This window comes from Lamprocystis purpurea DSM 4197, assembly GCF_000379525.1.
In the GTDB taxonomy this organism is placed as follows: Bacteria; Pseudomonadota; Gammaproteobacteria; order Chromatiales; family Chromatiaceae; genus Thiodictyon; species Thiodictyon purpureum.
The window spans coordinates 67329-83972 of record NZ_KB902509.1 but is presented as its reverse complement, the minus strand read 5'-3'; the positions used below and the strand labels follow the sequence as shown (position 1 = coordinate 83972).

Genomic DNA, 16644 nt, shown 5'->3' with positions numbered 1-16644 from the left:
TAGATTCTGCATTATCGCTCGATCCTCCGAGCGCTGGCCCGCATCGTTCCGCGACAGAAAATTCCCACGCGTCGATGCGGTCAATGCAAGCTGACTGGAGAATACAAATGCCATTGATTTCTTTGATTATCACCCTGGTTGTCGTTGGTGTCGGCCTCTGGCTGATCAATAACTACGTACCAATGGATGGAAAGATCAAAACGATCCTGAATGTGGTCGTCGTCATCGCTGTCGTCATGTGGCTGCTGGCCGCCTTTGGGGTGCTTGGTTCGCTGGGCAATTTGCGCGTCGGATAGTGGTTCCCATACATCACAGCCAACTCGGAGGAACATTCCAGATGAACGCTTTGAAGATCGTCGCTATCGCCCTGATCATCGCCGGTGGTATGGGCCTTGCCTATGGCAGCTTCAGCTATACGAAAGAGACACAGCAGGCACAGCTCGGCCCGATTGAACTGACGGTCCAAGAACGGCAGACCGTGAATATTCCGGTATGGGCCGGTGTGGCGGCATTGGCGGCTGGCATGCTCCTGCTGCTGGTGCCGAAAACCAGCTAGTGACCCGCATCGACGGGCACTTCCGCTCCCTCCTTCGGGAGGGATTACAGGAGAACACGATGAATGATCTCGCATTCCCGAAAAAGCCGACTTTCAAGGCCAAGATAGGCCATGTCGCCAACTACTACAATCCAAAAATCTGGCAAGAGAAAGGTTTCTGGTGGACCACTGGTCTGTTTCTGATCACCGCGACGGTGATCATCCTCATCTTCGGCATCATCTGGTCACGAACGCCGGATATGCTCAATGTGACTGAGGAACGACTGGCGTTGGTCAATAACGACTCCAGCAAGCTGGTGCCGGGTACCGCAACCACGGCTGCCGCTCTCGGCATCGCCGAGACCTTGCTCGATAAACCCGGCGGCTATCTGTCCAACGACATCGGTCCGCCAGGTATCTATCTGGATAATATCCCGAATTGGGAATTCGGTGTCTTGACCGAATTGCGTGATCTCACACTCGCCCTGCGCAACGACTTCAGCCGCGCCCAATCCCAGTCGGTTGAAGATGTCGACCTGGAAACCGCACAGCCGCAGTTCAACTACAACGCGAACTCCTGGATCCTGCCGTCCACCGAGTCGGAGTATCGCCAGGGCATTGCTGCACTCCATCGCTACTTCGACCGACTCACCGACGCGAAGGCACAGGATGGTCAGTTCTTCGCGCGTGCGGATAATCTGACGGCTTACCTGCTGGTTGTCGAGAAGCGGCTCGGAAGTCTGGCCCAGCGCCTTTCTTATGCGGTCGGCCAGGCGCGTCTCAATACGGATCTGGCCGGCGACCCCAACGCCCGTCGGTCGACTCCGGTCGCACAGGAATCGAACACCAAGACACCGTGGCTCAAGATCGACGACATTTTCTACGAGGCACGCGGCTATACCTGGGCGCTGCTGGCCACACTGCAGGCGATGCGATTCGATTTTGAACCCGTGCTGAAGGATAAGAATGCTCTGGTGTCCCTGGAACAGATCAACCGCGAATTGCAGAATACGCAGAACACCGTCTGGAGTCCGCTCATCCTCAATGGCACCGGATTCGGACCAATGAGCAACCACTCGCTGGTGATGGCCTCCTACATCTCGCGGGTGAACGCCGCGATTGCCGACCTGCGCAGTTTGCTCGAGACCGGCTGAGCCCGGTGACCCGCCACCATGGCTAGCGCGAGAGACGACAGATCAGGATCGGGCCAGGCGGGCATCGGAGTCTCCATGGCCTCGATCAAGATTCCGGCCACCTGGGCTCGCCGGGTGCGTAGTCAGGCCATCCTGGCCTGACACCGTCAGGGCTGGAAGCCCTGACGACGCACGCCGCTGGCCGGGATGACGATCAAGGCTTCCGTGATGGCGGGTCGAACAATGTTGTTCATACGATGGAATCGAGTGATGAATGCAGTCGAGATTTTAGCCGTCGCACTGATCATCGCTGCCGGCTGGGGACTTTCGTCGGCCGAAATCGGTTATCCCGGAAAGATACAGAATGGCGATCTGAGTCCGGTCGGAAAATGCCGCGGTCTCTGCCGCATTCCTCGGGCGGGATTCCCGGCAGACGGGCTGTTGAGTGCGCTTGCGCATCCGTGTGCTGGCGAACAGACGGCACTCTCTGCACGCGGTAAAGTGCTGCGGAGGTCGTATCAGGAGTCACCGGGATTCCTCCGCTAGCAACGACCGCGGCAAGACCAGCGAAACCCCGGCATCGCGCCGGATCACCTACCAGTAACCAGAGTAAAATGCAATGTCGACCAAAGACGAATACGTGGCAACCATGAAGACCCAGCTCGATGCATGGAGCGTCGAAATCGATGCGTTGCAGGAGAAGGCGCACGAAGTCAAGGATGACGTCAAGGAAAAATATGAAGAGCAGCTCAGCGCGTTGCGCGTCAAGCGCGAGGAAGGCGAGAAGAAGCTCCAAGAGATGCGCGAAGCCAGCGAGACGGCCTGGGAGCAGGTCAAGGTGGAGGCCGATAAATTCTGGGGGGCATTCAAGGATTCCGTGCATACCTTCCAGACCCATTACAAGGCCTGAGCAGATATCCGCCATTGATTTGATTGGCGGCAGCGACGCCCGTGGCCGGAACACCAACTCCGACCGCGGGGCGTCAAACAATACAAGCGTTGTCGTTGTCGTAATCGGATAAACGATTCGCGTTTGGCATGAGCAGCCCGCTGTCTCTCGGGTTTCGATTCGCTACACAACTTGGGCGGGCAAGGCTGCCAAGGGTTTGAAAGGGTTCGATTGGCACGTGCAGGAGCAACGCGTCCTTGTGGGGATCGTCAAGTCGATTAAGCTTACGATTGCGATTACGACAACGAATACGACGGCGACACAAGTAGCGTCCCTGATTGGACTTGTTTAACCTATTAGTGAACCGTCCCTAAGGCTGACATTCAACCGGAGTCCCATCATGCCGTTACTCAACCAGTTCGCGACCCTGTTGCTTGAATCGTCATACGCCGACGCGGAGGAAGGACAAGCGGCGAATACGGCCGCGGGCGTGGTATCCGTCATCAACGAGATTCAGGTCAAGTGATCATCGGGCATCGAGCGATTCGTGAAACGCTGCTGCAGGTACGGATGCGGATCCTGGGCAATGGTTTAGCCAAGACCTATATCGGCGACGAGCAGCCGTTACGCGCGGAGTTATTCAGCGCGGTCCAGATGGAGCAACACGGCAAGGGTCTCGCTGCTGCCCACCTGCTGGCTCCGCACCATGTTCCGGATCAGCTCCTGGTGCGGCTCAACGCGAATGAGCTGACGCTGGTCGATGTCTGTGCCCTGTTGTTGGAAGCCGTGAAGCAAGACCGCCGTATCGCCCCGGCGGGAGAATGGCTGCTCGACAATTTCTATCTGATCGACGAACAGATTCGTACTGCCCGGCGGCATCTTCCCAAAGACTACAGCCGGGAACTGCCGCGATTGCGCAACGGCCCATCGGCCGGATTACCGCGCGTCTATGACATCGCACTGGAGATCATCGCGCACGGCGACGGCCGGGTCGACCCGGAGAATCTCAGTCGCTTCGTCGCGGCCTACCAGAGCGTCACCCCACTGAAGCTGGGTGAACTATGGGCGATTCCGATCATGCTGCGACTCGCGCTGATCGAGAATCTCCGCCGCGTCGCGGCCCGCATCGCCGGCAGCCGAACCGGCCACAACCTCGCCGATGGTTGGGCCGATCAGATGGTGGCCATGGCCGAGAGTAACCCGAAGAATCTCATCCTGGTGATCGCGGATATGGCGCGGTCGCAGCCGCCGATGTCGAGCGCCTTTGTGGCGGAGTTCGCGCGCCGACTGCAAGGCCAGAGTTCCGCCCTGGCCTTGCCGCTGACCTGGATCGAGCAGCATCTGGCCGACACGAGCCTGACCATCGACCAATTGGTTCAGGTGGAGAATCAGCAACAGGCCGCGGACCAGGTGTCCATCAGTAACAGCATCGGCAGTCTGCGCTTTCTCGGCGCCATGGACTGGCGCGAGTTCGTGGAGACCATGAGCGTGGTCGAATGGACGCTACGGGAGGACCCGGGCGGTACCTACGGCCGGATGGACTTTGCCACCCGTGACCGCTACCGGCACGTGGTGGAGCGCATCGCCAAGCACAGCCGACTCTCCGAGGCCGAGGTGGCGCGCCACGCGCTTGAGCTGGCGCAGGATCGCGTCGGCCAGCCCGGCGGCGACACGCGGTCGGCGCACGTCGGTTATTTCCTGATCGATCGCGGCTTGGCACTGCTCGAACGGCGGGCGCAGGCGCGTCTGGGTGTGGCGGATGCCCTGCAACGGCGGGGGCGGCGCTTCCCCTTGTTCCTGTATCTGAGCGCGATCCTGGTCTTGACGGCACTCTTCACGGTGAGCTTGCTGACACAGGCGGCAGCCGACAACTGGCCTGGCTGGCTGCTCGCACTGCTCTGTGTACCCGCGGTGCTGGGCACCAGTCAGTTGGCGATGGCGCTGGTGAATTGGTTTGCGACCCTGTTGGCGACGCCGCAGCCGCTGCCGCGGATGGACCTGTCCCGCGGCATTCCGGTGGAGGCGCGCACCCTGGTCGTGACGCCGACCATGTTGACCGGCGACGCGACTATCGAGACCCTGGTGGAGGCACTGGAGGTTCGCTTTCTGGCGAATCGGGACGACAGCCTGCACTTCGGTCTGCTGACCGATCTGCGGGATGCGCCGGCCGAGACGCTGCCGCAGGACGCCGGTCTGGTGCAATTGGCCGCTGAACGGATCGCGGCGCTCAATGAGAAATACCCGCGGGTCAGCGGCGACACCTTCTTCCTGTTCCACCGCCCGCGGTGCTGGAATCCGCAAGAGGGGGTCTGGATGGGTTACGAACGCAAACGCGGCAAGCTGTCCGATCTCAACGCGTTGCTGCGCGGCAGTACGCCTGAGTTCCTGCCGGAGGGCGCGATCAGCCCGTTTGCGCGCGTGGTCGGCGACACCGCCATCCTCGCCAACGTCCGCTATGTCATCACGCTGGACACCGATACCGAACTCCCGCGTGACGCGGCGCTGGAACTGGTTGGCGCCATGACGCACCCGCTCAATCGCCCGCGCTGGGATGCGGACCGCCAACGCATCGTCGAAGGCTACGGCATCCTGCAACCCCGCGTGGCAGCGAGCCTGCCCGGCGCCAACCGGTCGCGCTACGCCCGGCTCTATGCAAGCGACGCCGGCATCGACCCCTATACACAAGTCGTCTCGGACGTCTATCAGGATTGGTTTCAGGAAGGCTCGTTCATCGGGAAAGGCATTTACGATGTTGCGGCCTTTGAACAGGCGCTGGCCGGGCGCCTGCCGGAGAACCGAATCCTCAGCCACGACCTCCTGGAAGGCTGCTACGCACGCTCGGGCCTGCTCACCGACGTGCAGCTATACGAGGAGCATCCCGCCTGCTACAGCGCGGACCTGAGTCGGCGCTACCGCTGGATGCGCGGGGACTGGCAAATTGCGGGCTGGCTGTTGCCGCGGGTCCCCGGCCTCCACGGCATCCAACGCAAGAATCCGCTGTCGAAACTGTCGCATTGGAAACTCTTTGACAACCTGCGGCGCAGTCTGGTGCCCGCGGCGGTCACGCTGCTGTTCGTGCTGGGCTGGGCCCTGGTGTCTCCGGCCTGGTTATGGACCCTCGCGGTGCTCGGCATTGCACTGATTCCTGCGTTGCTGACATCGATACTGAACGGGCTGCAGAAAGCGGGAGATGTGCGGTGGCGCCAACACCTGGCCGCCGCGCTGCACTCGGCCGGCCGGCAGTTGACGCAGGCGCTCTTCACCATCGCCTGCCTCCCCTATGAGGCGTTCGTTGGTCTGGACGCCATGGTCCGCTCGCTGTGGCGGATGCAGGTCAGTCACCGCCGACTGCTGGAGTGGACCGCCTCGGGCGACACGCATCACCGGCGGGGTTTCTTTGGTTTCTACCGCCAGATGTGGGTGGCCCCCCTACTGGCCGTGGTCACGGCACTGGGCCTGGCGGCCGTCAATCCGGCCGCCCTCACCGCTGCCGGACCGCTCTTACTGCTCTGGTTCGCCTCACCGGCGGTCGCCTGGTGGATCAGCCGCCCCCTGCGGCGCCGTCCCGCCCAGTTGAGTGCGGACCAAACCCGCTTCCTGCATCTGCTCAGTCGCAAAACCTGGTCTTTCTTTGAGACCTTCGTCGGCCCGGCGGATCATTGGCTGCCGCCGGATAACTTCCAGGAGCACCCGGCGGTCACGATCGCGCATCGCACCTCACCGACCAATATGGGCCTGTCGTTACTGGCAAACCTGGCCGCCTACGACTTCGGCTACCTTCCCGCCGGCGGACTCATCGAGCGCACCGGCAACGCGCTGGGCACCATGGCGGACCTGACACGCTACCGCGGCCACTTCTACAACTGGTACGACACCCAGTCGCTGCAACCGCTCGCCCCGCTCTACATCTCTTCCGTGGACAGCGGCAACCTCGCCGGCCACCTGTTGACCTTGCAGCCGGGACTGGTCGCGTTGGCCGATGACCCGATCCTCAGCGCGCGCTGGCTGGACGGCATCAGGGACAGTTTCCACTGCCTGTGCGAGGCGCTACCGGCGGCCCTGCCCGCCCCGCTCATGCAGTTTCGGCAATCCCTGGACGCCTGTGCGCTGGCGCCGCCGACGACACTGACGACGGCATACCGGTGCCTGGAGACCTTGGCGATCATGGCCGAGGCCGCGGTATCCGGCGGATTGGATGGCAACGCCGCCACCGACTGGGGGCAGGCGCTGGCCGGACACTGCCGCGCCCTGCTGGATGAGTTGCTGTATCTGGCACCCTGGCTCGGCCTGCCGAGCGTGCCGACCGACCTTCCCGACGCACCGCCGTTCAATGGCATCCCAACCCTGCGCGCGTTGGCCGCGAGCACCGCCGGCGCCGCGCCTCAGGACGGCGCACCGGCCCCGCTCTCGGCACATGGGGATGCGGCGCTCCCGCTGCTTCAGGAAGGCTGCCGCCGCGCCCGCGAGCGGATCAGCACGCTCGAACTCCTGACGCTGCAAGCCGGGGAACTGGCCCGCATGGATTACGACTTCCTGTACGACGAGGCCCGTCATCTGCTGGCGATCGGCTACAACGTGACCGATCGGCGGCTGGATGCCAGTTACTACGACCTGCTCGCGTCGGAGGCCCGCCTGGGCAGTTTCGTCGCCATCGCCCAAGGCCAACTGCCGCAGGAATCCTGGTTTGCCTTGGGGCGCCTGCTGACCAGCGCGGCCGGCGAGCCGACGCTCCTGTCGTGGAGCGGTTCGATGTTCGAGTACCTGATGCCGCTGCTGGTGATGCCGACGTACGACAACACCATCCTCGACCAGACCTATCGCGCGGCTGTTGCGAGACAGATCGCCTATGGGAGCGCACGCAACGTGCCCTGGGGCGTGTCCGAATCCGGCTACAACGCCGTCGACGCCCACTTCAACTACCAGTACCGCGCCTTCGGGGTGCCGGGGCTGGGGCTCAAGCGCGGACTGGCCGAGGACTTGGTCATTGCGCCCTATGCCAGTGCGCTCGCGCTGATGGTGGCCCCCGAGGCGGCCTGCGTGAATCTGCAGCGCCTGGCGGCCAGCGGGTTCGCCGGCAAGTTCGGCCTTTACGAGGCGGTCGACTTCACCCCCTCCCGGCTGCCCCGCGGGCAGACGCGCGCCCTGGTGCGGTCATTTATGGCGCACCATCAGGGGATGACCTTCCTATCGCTGGCCTATCTGCTGCTCAACCGTCCGATGCAGCGGCGCTTCACCGCGGCACCCTTGTTCCAGGCCACGGTGCTGTTGCTCCAGGAGCGCATTCCCCAGACCCCCTCCTTCCGTTCCGAAACCGGCGACGATGTCACTGACATCGGCCTTGCCGGCGGCACTCCAGCGGCGCCGGTGCGCGTCTTCGCCAGTCCCAACACCCGGTTGCCCCAGGTCCAGTTGCTCTCGAACGGCCGCTACCATGTCATGCTCACCAACGCCGGTGGCGGCTACAGTCGCTGGCAGGACCTGGCGGTCACTCGCTGGCGCGAGGACAGTACGCGGGACCACTGGGGGAGTTTCTGCTACATCCGCGATCTGGCACGCGGCACCTTCTGGTCGACGACCTATCAGCCGACACTCAAGCAGCCGGATCAATTCGAGGCGATCTTCTCGGAAGGCCGCGCGGAGTTTCGCCGCCGCGATCTGGAGATCGAGTCCTATACCGAGATCGTCCTCTCGCCCGAGGACGACATCGAACTGCGCCGGGTGCGCATCACCAACCGCTCCCGCACGCGCCGCGTCATCGAGGTCACCAGTTACGCCGAGGTCGTGCTCGCCCCGGCCGCCGCGGACGCGCTGCACCCGGCATTCAGCAATCTGTTCGTGCAAACCGAAGTCCTGAGCCCGCTGCCGGCGATCCTCTGCAACCGCCGACCGCGTTCTCATGACGAACAGTCGCCCTGGATGTTCCACCTGATGGTGGTGCGCGGAGCGCAATGCGCACCCCCGTCCTTCGAAACGGACCGACTGCGCTTCGTCGGCCGCGGTCACACGGTCGCGGCACCCCAGGCCCTGAGTACCAAGGGGCCGCTTGGCGGCAGCGCGGGTTCCGTGCTGGACCCGATCGTCGCCATCCGCTACTGCCTGACCCTGGAACCCGATCAGGCGGCCACACTCGATCTGGTCTGCGGCATCGGCGACACCCGCGACAGTGCCTTGCAGTTGATCGCGAAGTATCAGGATCAACGGCTGGCGGACCGCTGTTTCGACCTGGCCTGGACCCACAGCCAGGTGGTCCTGCGCCAACTCAATGCCACGGCGGCCGACGCCCAGCTCTATTGTCACCTGGCAAGCTCGATTCTCTACGCCAACGACGCACTGCGCGCCGAGGCGAGCGTGCTGATGCAGAACCGCCGCGGGCAATCCGGACTGTGGAGCCACGCGGTCTCCGGTGATGTCCCGCTGGTGCTGTTGCAGATCACCGACCCGGAAAACATCGAACTCGTCCATCAGTTGGTCCAGGCGCATGCGTATTGGCGCCTGAAGGGGCTGACCGTGGATCTCATGATCTGGAACGAGGACCGCGCCGGTTACCGGCAGCAGCTCCACGAACAAATCCTGGGCCTGATTGCCGCGGGCGTCGGTGCCCATGTGCTGGATCGACCCGGCGGTATCTTCATTCGACCGGCCGATCAAATCTCCAACGAAGACCGTATCCTGTTCCAAACGGTGGCACGCGCCATCCTCAGCGACAGCCGCGGGACGCTCGCGGAACAGCTCAATCGGCGCGCCCCCGTGCAAAAACGCTTGCCGCGTCTGCGGCCGATCGACAGCGATTCCTGGGTGCGGGACACCCCAGAGCAGCCCGACGCACGACCGGCGACCGCCATGGCGGGCAACGCCCGGCCGGCCCTCCTGTTCGATAACGGACTGGGCGGCTTTGCCCCCGACGGCCGTGAATACGTCATCATCACCAAACCCACTCAGGAGACCCCCGCGCCCTGGGTGAATGTTCTGGCGAACCCGCACTTTGGGACCATCGTCTCGGAGAGCGGCGCGGCCTACACCTGGAGCGATAACGCCCACGAATTCCGTCTCACGCCCTGGCACAATGACCCGGTGAGCGACGGCAGCGGCGAAGCCTTTTACCTGCGCGATGAAGACAGCGGCGCGTTCTGGTCACCTACGCCGCTGCCCCGCCGCGGGACCACGCCCTACACCACCCGACACGGCTTCGGTTATAGCTGCTTCGAGCATACCGAGGATGGCATCCAGTCGGAATTGTGGGTCTACGTGGCGCCGAACGCACCCATCAAGTTCACGGTCTTGAAGGTGCGCAATCGCTCGGGCAAGACGCGGCGGCTCTCCGCGACCGGCTACGTGGAATGGGTGCTGGGCGACCTGCGACCCAAGACCACGCCCTATATCGTGACTGAGATCGACCCCGTCAGTGGTGCACTGTTCGCGCGCAACCCATACAACACCGAATTCGCCCACCGGATCGGCTTCTTCGATGTGGACGACGCGACCCGGACGCTGACCGGCGACCGCACCGAATTCATCGGGCGCAACGGGTCACTGCACAGTCCGGCCGCGCTGGCGCGCACGAGTCTGTCAGGCAAGGTTGGTGCGGCCCTGGACCCCTGCACTGCACTCCAGGTCTATTTCGAACTGAACAACGGGCAGACGCACGAGATCGTGTTCCGCCTCGGCGTGGCTGATCGCCGCGGCGCGGATGACCCCGGCAACACGGTCAATAGCCGCCGCGGCGCGATTGCCGCGCGCGACGTGCTGGCGGCCGTGCAGCAGCAATGGCGACACCGGCTCTCCGCCGTGCAGATCGAAACCCCCGACCCGGCACTCGACTGCCTGGCCAATGGCTGGCTCCTCTACCAAACGCTGGCCTGCCGCCTGTGGGCGCGCAGCGGCTTCTATCAGTCGGGTGGAGCCTTCGGTTTCCGCGACCAGCTTCAGGACGTGATGGCGCTGATCCATGCTGAACCAGGCCTATTGCGCGAACAACTGCTGCTCTGCGCGAGCCGCCAGTTCCCCGAAGGCGATGTGCAGCACTGGTGGCATCCGCCGACCGGCCGCGGGGTGCGCACCCGCTGTTCGGACGATTACCTGTGGCTGCCATTGGCGACCTGTCGCTATGTCCAGAGCACCGGCGATACCGCTGTGCTGAATGAACCGATGGCCTTCCTGCAAGGACGTTATGTCAATGCGGGAGACGACTCCTACTACGATCTGCCGGGCCGCTCAGACGAAACCGTAAGCCTTTACCAACACTGCGTACGCGCCATCATCCACGGCCTGCGCTTCGGCGAGCACGGCCTGCCGCTGATGGGCTCGGGCGACTGGAACGACGGCATGAACCTGGTGGGCATTCAGGGCCGGGGCGAGAGTATCTGGTTGGGCTTCTTCCTCTATGAGGTCCTGATGCGCTTCAGCGCGATCGCAAGCCAACAAGGCGACGCGGCCTTCGTCGAACAGTGCCGCAGCGCGGCGGCGCAGGTGCGCGAAAACCTCGATCAGCACGGTTGGGACGGCGGCTGGTATCGACGCGCCTACTTCGATGACGGTCTGCCGTTGGGGTCCGCGGTCAATCCGGAATGCCGGATCGACTCCATTGCGCAAAGCTGGTCAGTGCTGTCGGGGGCCGGCGATCCGCAGCGCGCCCGGCTGGGCATGGAAGCCTTGGACGCACACCTGGTGCGTCGCGACCTGGGGCTGATCCAATTGCTGGACCCGCCCTTCGACACCTCCGCGTTGGACCCTGGCTATATCAAAGGCTATGTCCCCGGCGTACGGGAGAATGGCGGGCAATACACCCACGCGGCAATCTGGGCGGCCATGGCCTTCGCGGCCCTGGGCGACCGTGCGCGGACCTGGGAGTTGTTCTCGATGATCAATCCGATCAATCATGGACAATCACCCGACGCCATTGCGACCTATAAGGTGGAGCCCTATGTGGTCGCGGCCGATGTCTATGCGGTTTCACCCCATGGCGGCCGCGGCGGCTGGACCTGGTACACCGGCTCGGCGGGCTGGATGTACCGTTTGATCCTCGAATCGATCCTGGGGCTGCGTCTGGACGTCGACACGCTGCATCTGACGCCCTGCATCCCCGCGGATTGGCCTGGATTCACCGTGCACTACCGCTACCGCGAGACGCTCTACCACATTGTCGTGATCCAGCTTTCCGCCGGGCAGGGCGAGCCGGGAGTGACCGTCGACGGCACGGCGCGTGATGACCTGTCGATTGCGTTGGTGGACGACGGCCGGGAACATGCGGTCGAGGTGCGGGTGGGCCTTGAGGATGGTTCCGGCCGGCCGTGAGCGGATCCTTTTCTGTTCCGCAGACGCGACCTGACTCCGTGGTCCGTGGTGGTGGACCGACGACCGCGCAGCGGTTGATAGCCGGTTGAATAGACGTAAACTGCAATATTCGTATGTAGGGGCGGAATTCAAACCCGACCCTACGAAGGCTAAGGCGATTTCCGACAATTTGGATACCGGTCAGTGTAGGTGCGACTTCAGTCGTACCTGCGTCCGAGTCGGTGCGACTGCAGTCGCATCGGCATCCGAGCCGATGGTGGGTGGTCTCCGGTGCTCCGAAGCCACCCAAGCGATCAGCGCCTCACCTCGGTTTACCTTCAACCTTCAACCTTCAAACGGGCTTACGCTTGATGAAGCTGGCGACCCAGATCAGCAGCGCGGCCCCGAGCAGAGCGGTCACGACACTGCCGACGAACCACACAAAGCTCGCCGCGTCCGCGGCCAGGGCGACCAGCGTGCCGCCCAAGGCACCGCCGACCATGCCGAGAATGACGTCTCCGATCATACCGAAAGGCGGGTCCCCGCCAATCAGCTTACGGCCAGCGACACCGGCGAAAGCGCCGATCAGGATCCAAATCAAGATTGTCCAAGAAAACATGGACTCATCCTCCATAGGTTACACAGGTCGGACAGAACCGTGATGGTCGGGGGCGCCATTCCATCGCCATGCCAAACATCACGGACACCATCACGGTGTACCCGCAAGACCAGGTGGTGTCGGTACGGTAGCGCACGATTGCCTGCCTGATGCGGCCAAGAACAAGGTCCCTGGCTGAGACTTTGACCCAGGTGCATGTCGGGCCGATGCCAGGCACCATGGACCAGTGCGGCCTTGATTATCGTCTCTAGCGGGTCGACATCGCGCCGGCGCGGCCCTGGTCCGGTTAACGGCCATGGAAGGAACATCAGCCACCCCGGAAGATGAGTGTCCCTCGTGGGAGCGGCGTCCCGCCGCGATGCGGTGCCGCGGTGACCTCGAACGGTAGGGCTACGCGCCCGGCCCCGTCGCGGCGGGACGCCGCTCCCACAGGGTCGTTGCGCGACTTTCACGGTAACTCTTGCAGGAAAATCCCAGTCTGAAATCGATGGTGGCGGAGTCCATCGCCGATGTTTACCCGTCTGCTGTCATCGCCGCAGCGAATGAAACAGGGCTGGACGAGGAGCATTTTCCTGAGACCTAGCAGCCTGTCGGACTTAGCCCCTAGGATAAGAGCATGAGTCAATATAAAGGCTTTTTGTTGCTCCATAATCTAACGTAAGGTGATTTCCGCGAAAAATCCAACCCGTAGGAGCCCGCTTGCGGGCGACGGGNGGGGGCACAATGACGCGATTCCGGCAGGTCACGTCGCCCGCAAGCGGGCTCCTACGGAGCGTCTTATTCGGAAATCGCCTAAAGTCCGACAGGCTGCTAGGGGCGGGTTTCAAACCCGCCCCTACACCAAGGGTCTGTCTGGATATCAGGTGAGAAGGCGATATCATGTCAGGCACAGCAAGCGTTTTCCAGCGAGGTGAGTTGGCTATGCTGCCCCCAGACCAATCACTCGTGTCTTAGCGCCTCGATCGGATCCATCCGCGCCGCCCGCCGGGCCGGAAAGTAACCAAATAGCACGCCAATGGCGGCCGAGAACAGGAAGGACAGCAGATTGATCGTCGGATTGAACAGGTAGGGTACGCCCATCACGCCGGCCAGGAGGATGGAGGCGCCGGTCGCGATGACAATGCCGATGAGTCCGCCGAGTGCGGCCAGGACGACCGCTTCGATCAGGAACTGCATGAGCACCTCACGCTCCAGCGCGCCGATGGCCAGGCGCAGGCCGATCTCGCGGGTGCGCTCGGTGACACTGACCAGCATGATGTTCATGATGCCGATACCGCCGACCAGCAGACTCACGGCGGCCACGGCACCCAATAGTGTGGTCATGACTTGCGTCGTGCCCGACAGGGTCTCGGCAAGTTGTTGCGTGTCGAGCACGTTGAAGTTGTCGTCGTCGGCGTTGGTGAGCTTGCGGCGCTCGCGCAGCAGTTGGGTGAGGCTGGCCTTGACCCGGGCACTGTCGGTGCCGTCCTGCATCGAGACCAGCAGTGTGGCGACCTTTTGATTGCCGGTGACGCGGCGTTGCAATGTATGCAGCGGCACCAGCACGGTGTCGTCCTGGTCGTTACCCATCGCCGCCTGGCCCTTTGATGCGAGTATGCCGATGACCTCGCAGGAGAACTGCTTGATACGCAGGTATTCGCCCAGGCCGTTGGTGCCCACGGCGCCGCCATAGATCTCGCGCCGCACCGTCTCGCCGATGATGCAGATTGCTGCCCAGCCCCGCGATCTGGGTCTGCACTGCCTGGGTGGCGCCGTTGCCGAGGGTCATCATGGTGATTACGGCGCTGACGCCGATCACGATCCCGAGAATGGTCAGAAAGGAGCGCAGCAGGTTGCGCCGGATCGAACGCAGTGCGAGAGTGACGCCGCCACCGCGTTGCCGGGGTCGACGCTGCGCGTCAGCACCACGCCGTCGGACGGGGCGCTGATCGATGCCTTGGTCAGGTTGATGCCGTCGGTCGACAGCGCCGCCTTGGCGTCATCCACACTGGCGCGGGCGCTGGCCGCGTCCGCGGTTGCCCGCTCCGCCACCGCGTGGGCGATGTCCAGTTCGGTCTTGGACGGCACCTTGCCGCCCGACAGCCGTGCCACCTCGTCGAGCCGGGTCAGACTGGCCTGCGCCTCCTTCACCGTCGCCACCGTCTGGGCGACCTTGGCGTTGGCCCCGGCCAGCGTGGCTTGCGAACGCAGGATCTGGTCGCGCAGCTTCGCGGTATCCAGCTCGACCAGTACCTGGCCCTGCTTGACCTGATCATTGACGTCGACATTGACCTTCAGCACCGTGCCGGACAGTTCGCTGCCGATATTGATCGAGCGGGTCGGTTGCAGGGTCCCGTTGGCGGTGACCGTCAGCGTCAGATTCCCGCGAACCACTGACTCCGTGGTGTAGCCGGGTGCTGTATCGGCGGCCTTACCGGTCTGCCAATACCACCAGCCGGCAGCCGCAAGCGCCGCCAACAGCAGGATGGCCCAGGGCATGCGGCGGCGGTACCAGGGTTGCGCGACGGGCTCGTCGAGCAAGGTCGCGAGGTCGATCGCGGTTTCGTCCTCGGCATCCGGGCCGAGCGTGGGCACGGCCACGGGGGATGGGACTGTGCTCATGATCGGGGGACTCCGGGTGCGTCGGCGGTTGAGGCGGAAGTCGCGTCGCTGCCGGGGCGCCAACCGCCGCCCAGCGCCTTGTACAGGCGCACATGGTCGGCGCTGAGGTCGACGCCGGCCGTGACCACGCTATCCTGGGTGCTGAGCTGGGTGCGCTGGGTGTCGAGCACGGTCTGGAAGTCGATGACCCCGCCGCTGTAGCGCTGACGCGCCAGCATGGCGGAGTTGGCGGCCGCCTCGGCGGCGAGCCGCAGGTGCGCCAGACGCTCGCGATCCCCGCGCAACGCGACCAGCGCGTCTTCCACGTCTTTGAGCGCCGTCAACACCGTGGCTGTATAGACGGAACCCGCCTGATCCAGCGCGGCCTGCTGGGCGCGCACCTGGGCGCGCCGGGCACCGCCGTCGAACACCGGCAGCGTCACGCTGCCCAACAACACACTGACCGACGAGGCACCGTGGGTCAGCGCGGCCAGCGTCAGCGCGCTCAGACCCAGCGAGCCGCTGATCGTGAAGTTCGGTGCACGCGCGGCCTCGGCCTGAGCCACGAGGGCGACCGCGGCACTCCGGGCAGGCCGGCGGCTAGTGTTATACTGTTGCACGCGCGAGTGCTTTGCCGCATGCACGGCGTTGGCCTCACCCCAGCGCGTTGATCGACGTATGATGCGCGCTGACCGCTGGGGCGGTCTGTGCGGCGGGGCACTGTAAGCACCGCGCGGTGCCCCCCAAATAGAGCCCATCCCAACGCATTTTGCAGGCTGCTCCAATTCATGACGTCCGGCCCCCCCAGCCCACGCGGTAACCACTTGCTCGCCGTGCTGCCCCCGGCCGTCCTCGAGCGCCTGGTGCCCCGCCTGGAACTGGTCGAGCTGCCGCTGGGTGAGGCCCTCTACGAATCCGGAGGCCGGTTGAGCCACGTCTATTTCCCCACCGACGCCATCGTGTCCCTGTTGAACGTCATGGAGAACGGCGCGTCCGCCGAAATCGCCGTCATCGGCAACGACGGTCTCGTCGGCATCGCCCTGTTCCTGGGCAGCGAGACCATGCCGAATCGGGCCGTAGTGCAGAGTGCGGGCCAGGCCTATCGGCTGAAGGGGTCCGTGTTCAAGCAGGAGTTCAACAGCTCCGGTGCCTTCCAGCGGTTGTTGCTGCGCTACACCTCGGCCCTGTTGGCCCAGATGGCGCAGACCGCGGTGTGCAATCGGCACCATACGGTGGACCAGCAACTGTGTCGCTGGCTGCTCCTGTGTCTCGACCGGTTACCCTCCAACGAACTGACGATGACCCAGGAGTTGATCGCCAACATGCTGGGCGTGCGACGCGAAGGCGTGACCGACGCCGCCGGCAAGTTGCAGAGTGCCGGCTTGATTGAATACAGCCGGGGTCATATCCGCATGCTGGATCGGCCGGGTCTGGAAGCGCGGGTGTGCGAGTGCTACGCGGTGGTCCGCAAGGAATTCTCCCGCCTACTCCCCGACGCCACCGCGGAATGACGGCATCCTCCGGCTAAAGCCTCGGCCTCCGGTTGTGACTGGCTGCAAACTGGAGGCCGAGGCTTTAGCCGGTGGCCCCCGCCCAAAGCCAGACACCGCCCTGCGGG

The 16644-nt window shown here is 63.9% G+C and carries 14 protein-coding genes; 9 read left to right on the top strand and 5 right to left on the bottom strand.

Features of this window, described 5'->3' with window-relative positions; all coding sequences use genetic code 11:
* Positions 1 to 107: 107 nt before the first annotated feature.
* The 7 genes from A39O_RS0118615 (at position 108) to A39O_RS0118585 (ending at position 11848) form a co-directional block, all read left to right on the top strand.
* Complete coding sequence (locus A39O_RS0118615; RefSeq protein WP_026199524.1) at positions 108 to 296, top strand: Thivi_2564 family membrane protein; 189 nt, start codon at positions 108 to 110, stop codon at positions 294 to 296.
* Positions 297 to 337: 41 nt separating this feature from the next.
* A complete protein-coding gene (locus A39O_RS0118610; protein WP_020506175.1) occupies positions 338 to 556 on the top strand; it encodes a hypothetical protein in 219 nt (72 codons plus the stop codon).
* A 59-nt stretch (positions 557 to 615) separates the two neighbouring features.
* On the top strand, positions 616 to 1689 hold the full coding sequence (locus A39O_RS0118605) for a DUF2333 family protein (RefSeq protein WP_020506174.1): 1074 nt from the start codon (positions 616 to 618) through the stop codon (positions 1687 to 1689).
* Between the two features lie 18 nt (positions 1690 to 1707).
* Positions 1708 to 1830 carry a hypothetical protein gene (locus A39O_RS43215; protein ID WP_281170095.1) on the top strand — a complete coding sequence of 41 codons (123 nt, stop codon included), beginning with the start codon at positions 1708 to 1710 and terminating at the stop codon, positions 1828 to 1830.
* Positions 1831 to 2287: 457 nt separating this feature from the next.
* Positions 2288 to 2578, top strand: coding sequence for a sll1863 family stress response protein (locus A39O_RS0118595; RefSeq protein WP_020506173.1), 291 nt, complete (start codon positions 2288 to 2290; stop codon positions 2576 to 2578).
* 379 nt (positions 2579 to 2957) lie between these two features.
* Positions 2958 to 3083 carry a hypothetical protein gene (locus A39O_RS43210; protein WP_020506172.1) on the top strand — a complete coding sequence of 42 codons (126 nt, stop codon included), beginning with the start codon at positions 2958 to 2960 and terminating at the stop codon, positions 3081 to 3083.
* 44 nt (positions 3084 to 3127) lie between these two features.
* Positions 3128 to 11848, top strand: a complete 8721-nt coding sequence (locus A39O_RS0118585) for a glycoside hydrolase family 94 protein (protein ID WP_040528183.1) — start codon at positions 3128 to 3130, stop codon at positions 11846 to 11848.
* A gap of 331 nt (positions 11849 to 12179) precedes the next feature.
* Here A39O_RS0118585 and A39O_RS0118580 read toward each other — a convergent pair whose 3' ends face one another.
* Complete coding sequence (locus A39O_RS0118580; RefSeq protein WP_026199523.1) at positions 12180 to 12446, bottom strand: GlsB/YeaQ/YmgE family stress response membrane protein; 267 nt, start codon at positions 12444 to 12446, stop codon at positions 12180 to 12182.
* 487 nt (positions 12447 to 12933) lie between these two features.
* Here A39O_RS0118580 and A39O_RS43620 point away from each other — a divergent pair, with 487 nt between their 5' ends.
* Positions 12934 to 13029, top strand: a complete 96-nt coding sequence (locus tag A39O_RS43620; RefSeq protein ID WP_083924772.1) for a hypothetical protein — start codon at positions 12934 to 12936, stop codon at positions 13027 to 13029.
* Between the two features lie 356 nt (positions 13030 to 13385).
* Here A39O_RS43620 and A39O_RS34195 read toward each other — a convergent pair whose 3' ends face one another.
* From A39O_RS34195 to A39O_RS34185, 4 genes are read right to left on the bottom strand one after another with little or no spacing between them, the layout of a single operon-like run.
* A complete protein-coding gene (locus A39O_RS34195; protein WP_407635655.1) occupies positions 13386 to 14105 on the bottom strand; it encodes an FtsX-like permease family protein in 720 nt (239 codons plus the stop codon).
* Complete coding sequence (locus A39O_RS43615; protein ID WP_407635656.1) at positions 14008 to 14217, bottom strand: hypothetical protein; 210 nt, start codon at positions 14215 to 14217, stop codon at positions 14008 to 14010. The genes A39O_RS34195 and A39O_RS43615 overlap by 98 nt, the downstream gene beginning before the upstream one ends.
* Positions 14218 to 14258: 41 nt before the next feature.
* A complete protein-coding gene (locus tag A39O_RS34190) occupies positions 14259 to 15047 on the bottom strand; it encodes an efflux RND transporter periplasmic adaptor subunit (protein ID WP_157640251.1) in 789 nt (262 codons plus the stop codon).
* Positions 15044 to 15592 carry a TolC family protein gene (locus A39O_RS34185; protein WP_211211629.1) on the bottom strand — a complete coding sequence of 183 codons (549 nt, stop codon included), beginning with the start codon at positions 15590 to 15592 and terminating at the stop codon, positions 15044 to 15046. Before A39O_RS34185 ends, A39O_RS34190 begins: the two co-directional genes overlap by 4 nt.
* A 222-nt stretch (positions 15593 to 15814) precedes the next feature.
* On the opposite strand from A39O_RS34185, the gene A39O_RS0118555 reads away from it, so the two are divergent.
* Positions 15815 to 16537, top strand: coding sequence for a Crp/Fnr family transcriptional regulator (locus tag A39O_RS0118555; RefSeq protein ID WP_020506166.1), 723 nt, complete (start codon positions 15815 to 15817; stop codon positions 16535 to 16537).
* The last annotated feature ends 107 nt before the right edge of the window (positions 16538 to 16644 follow it).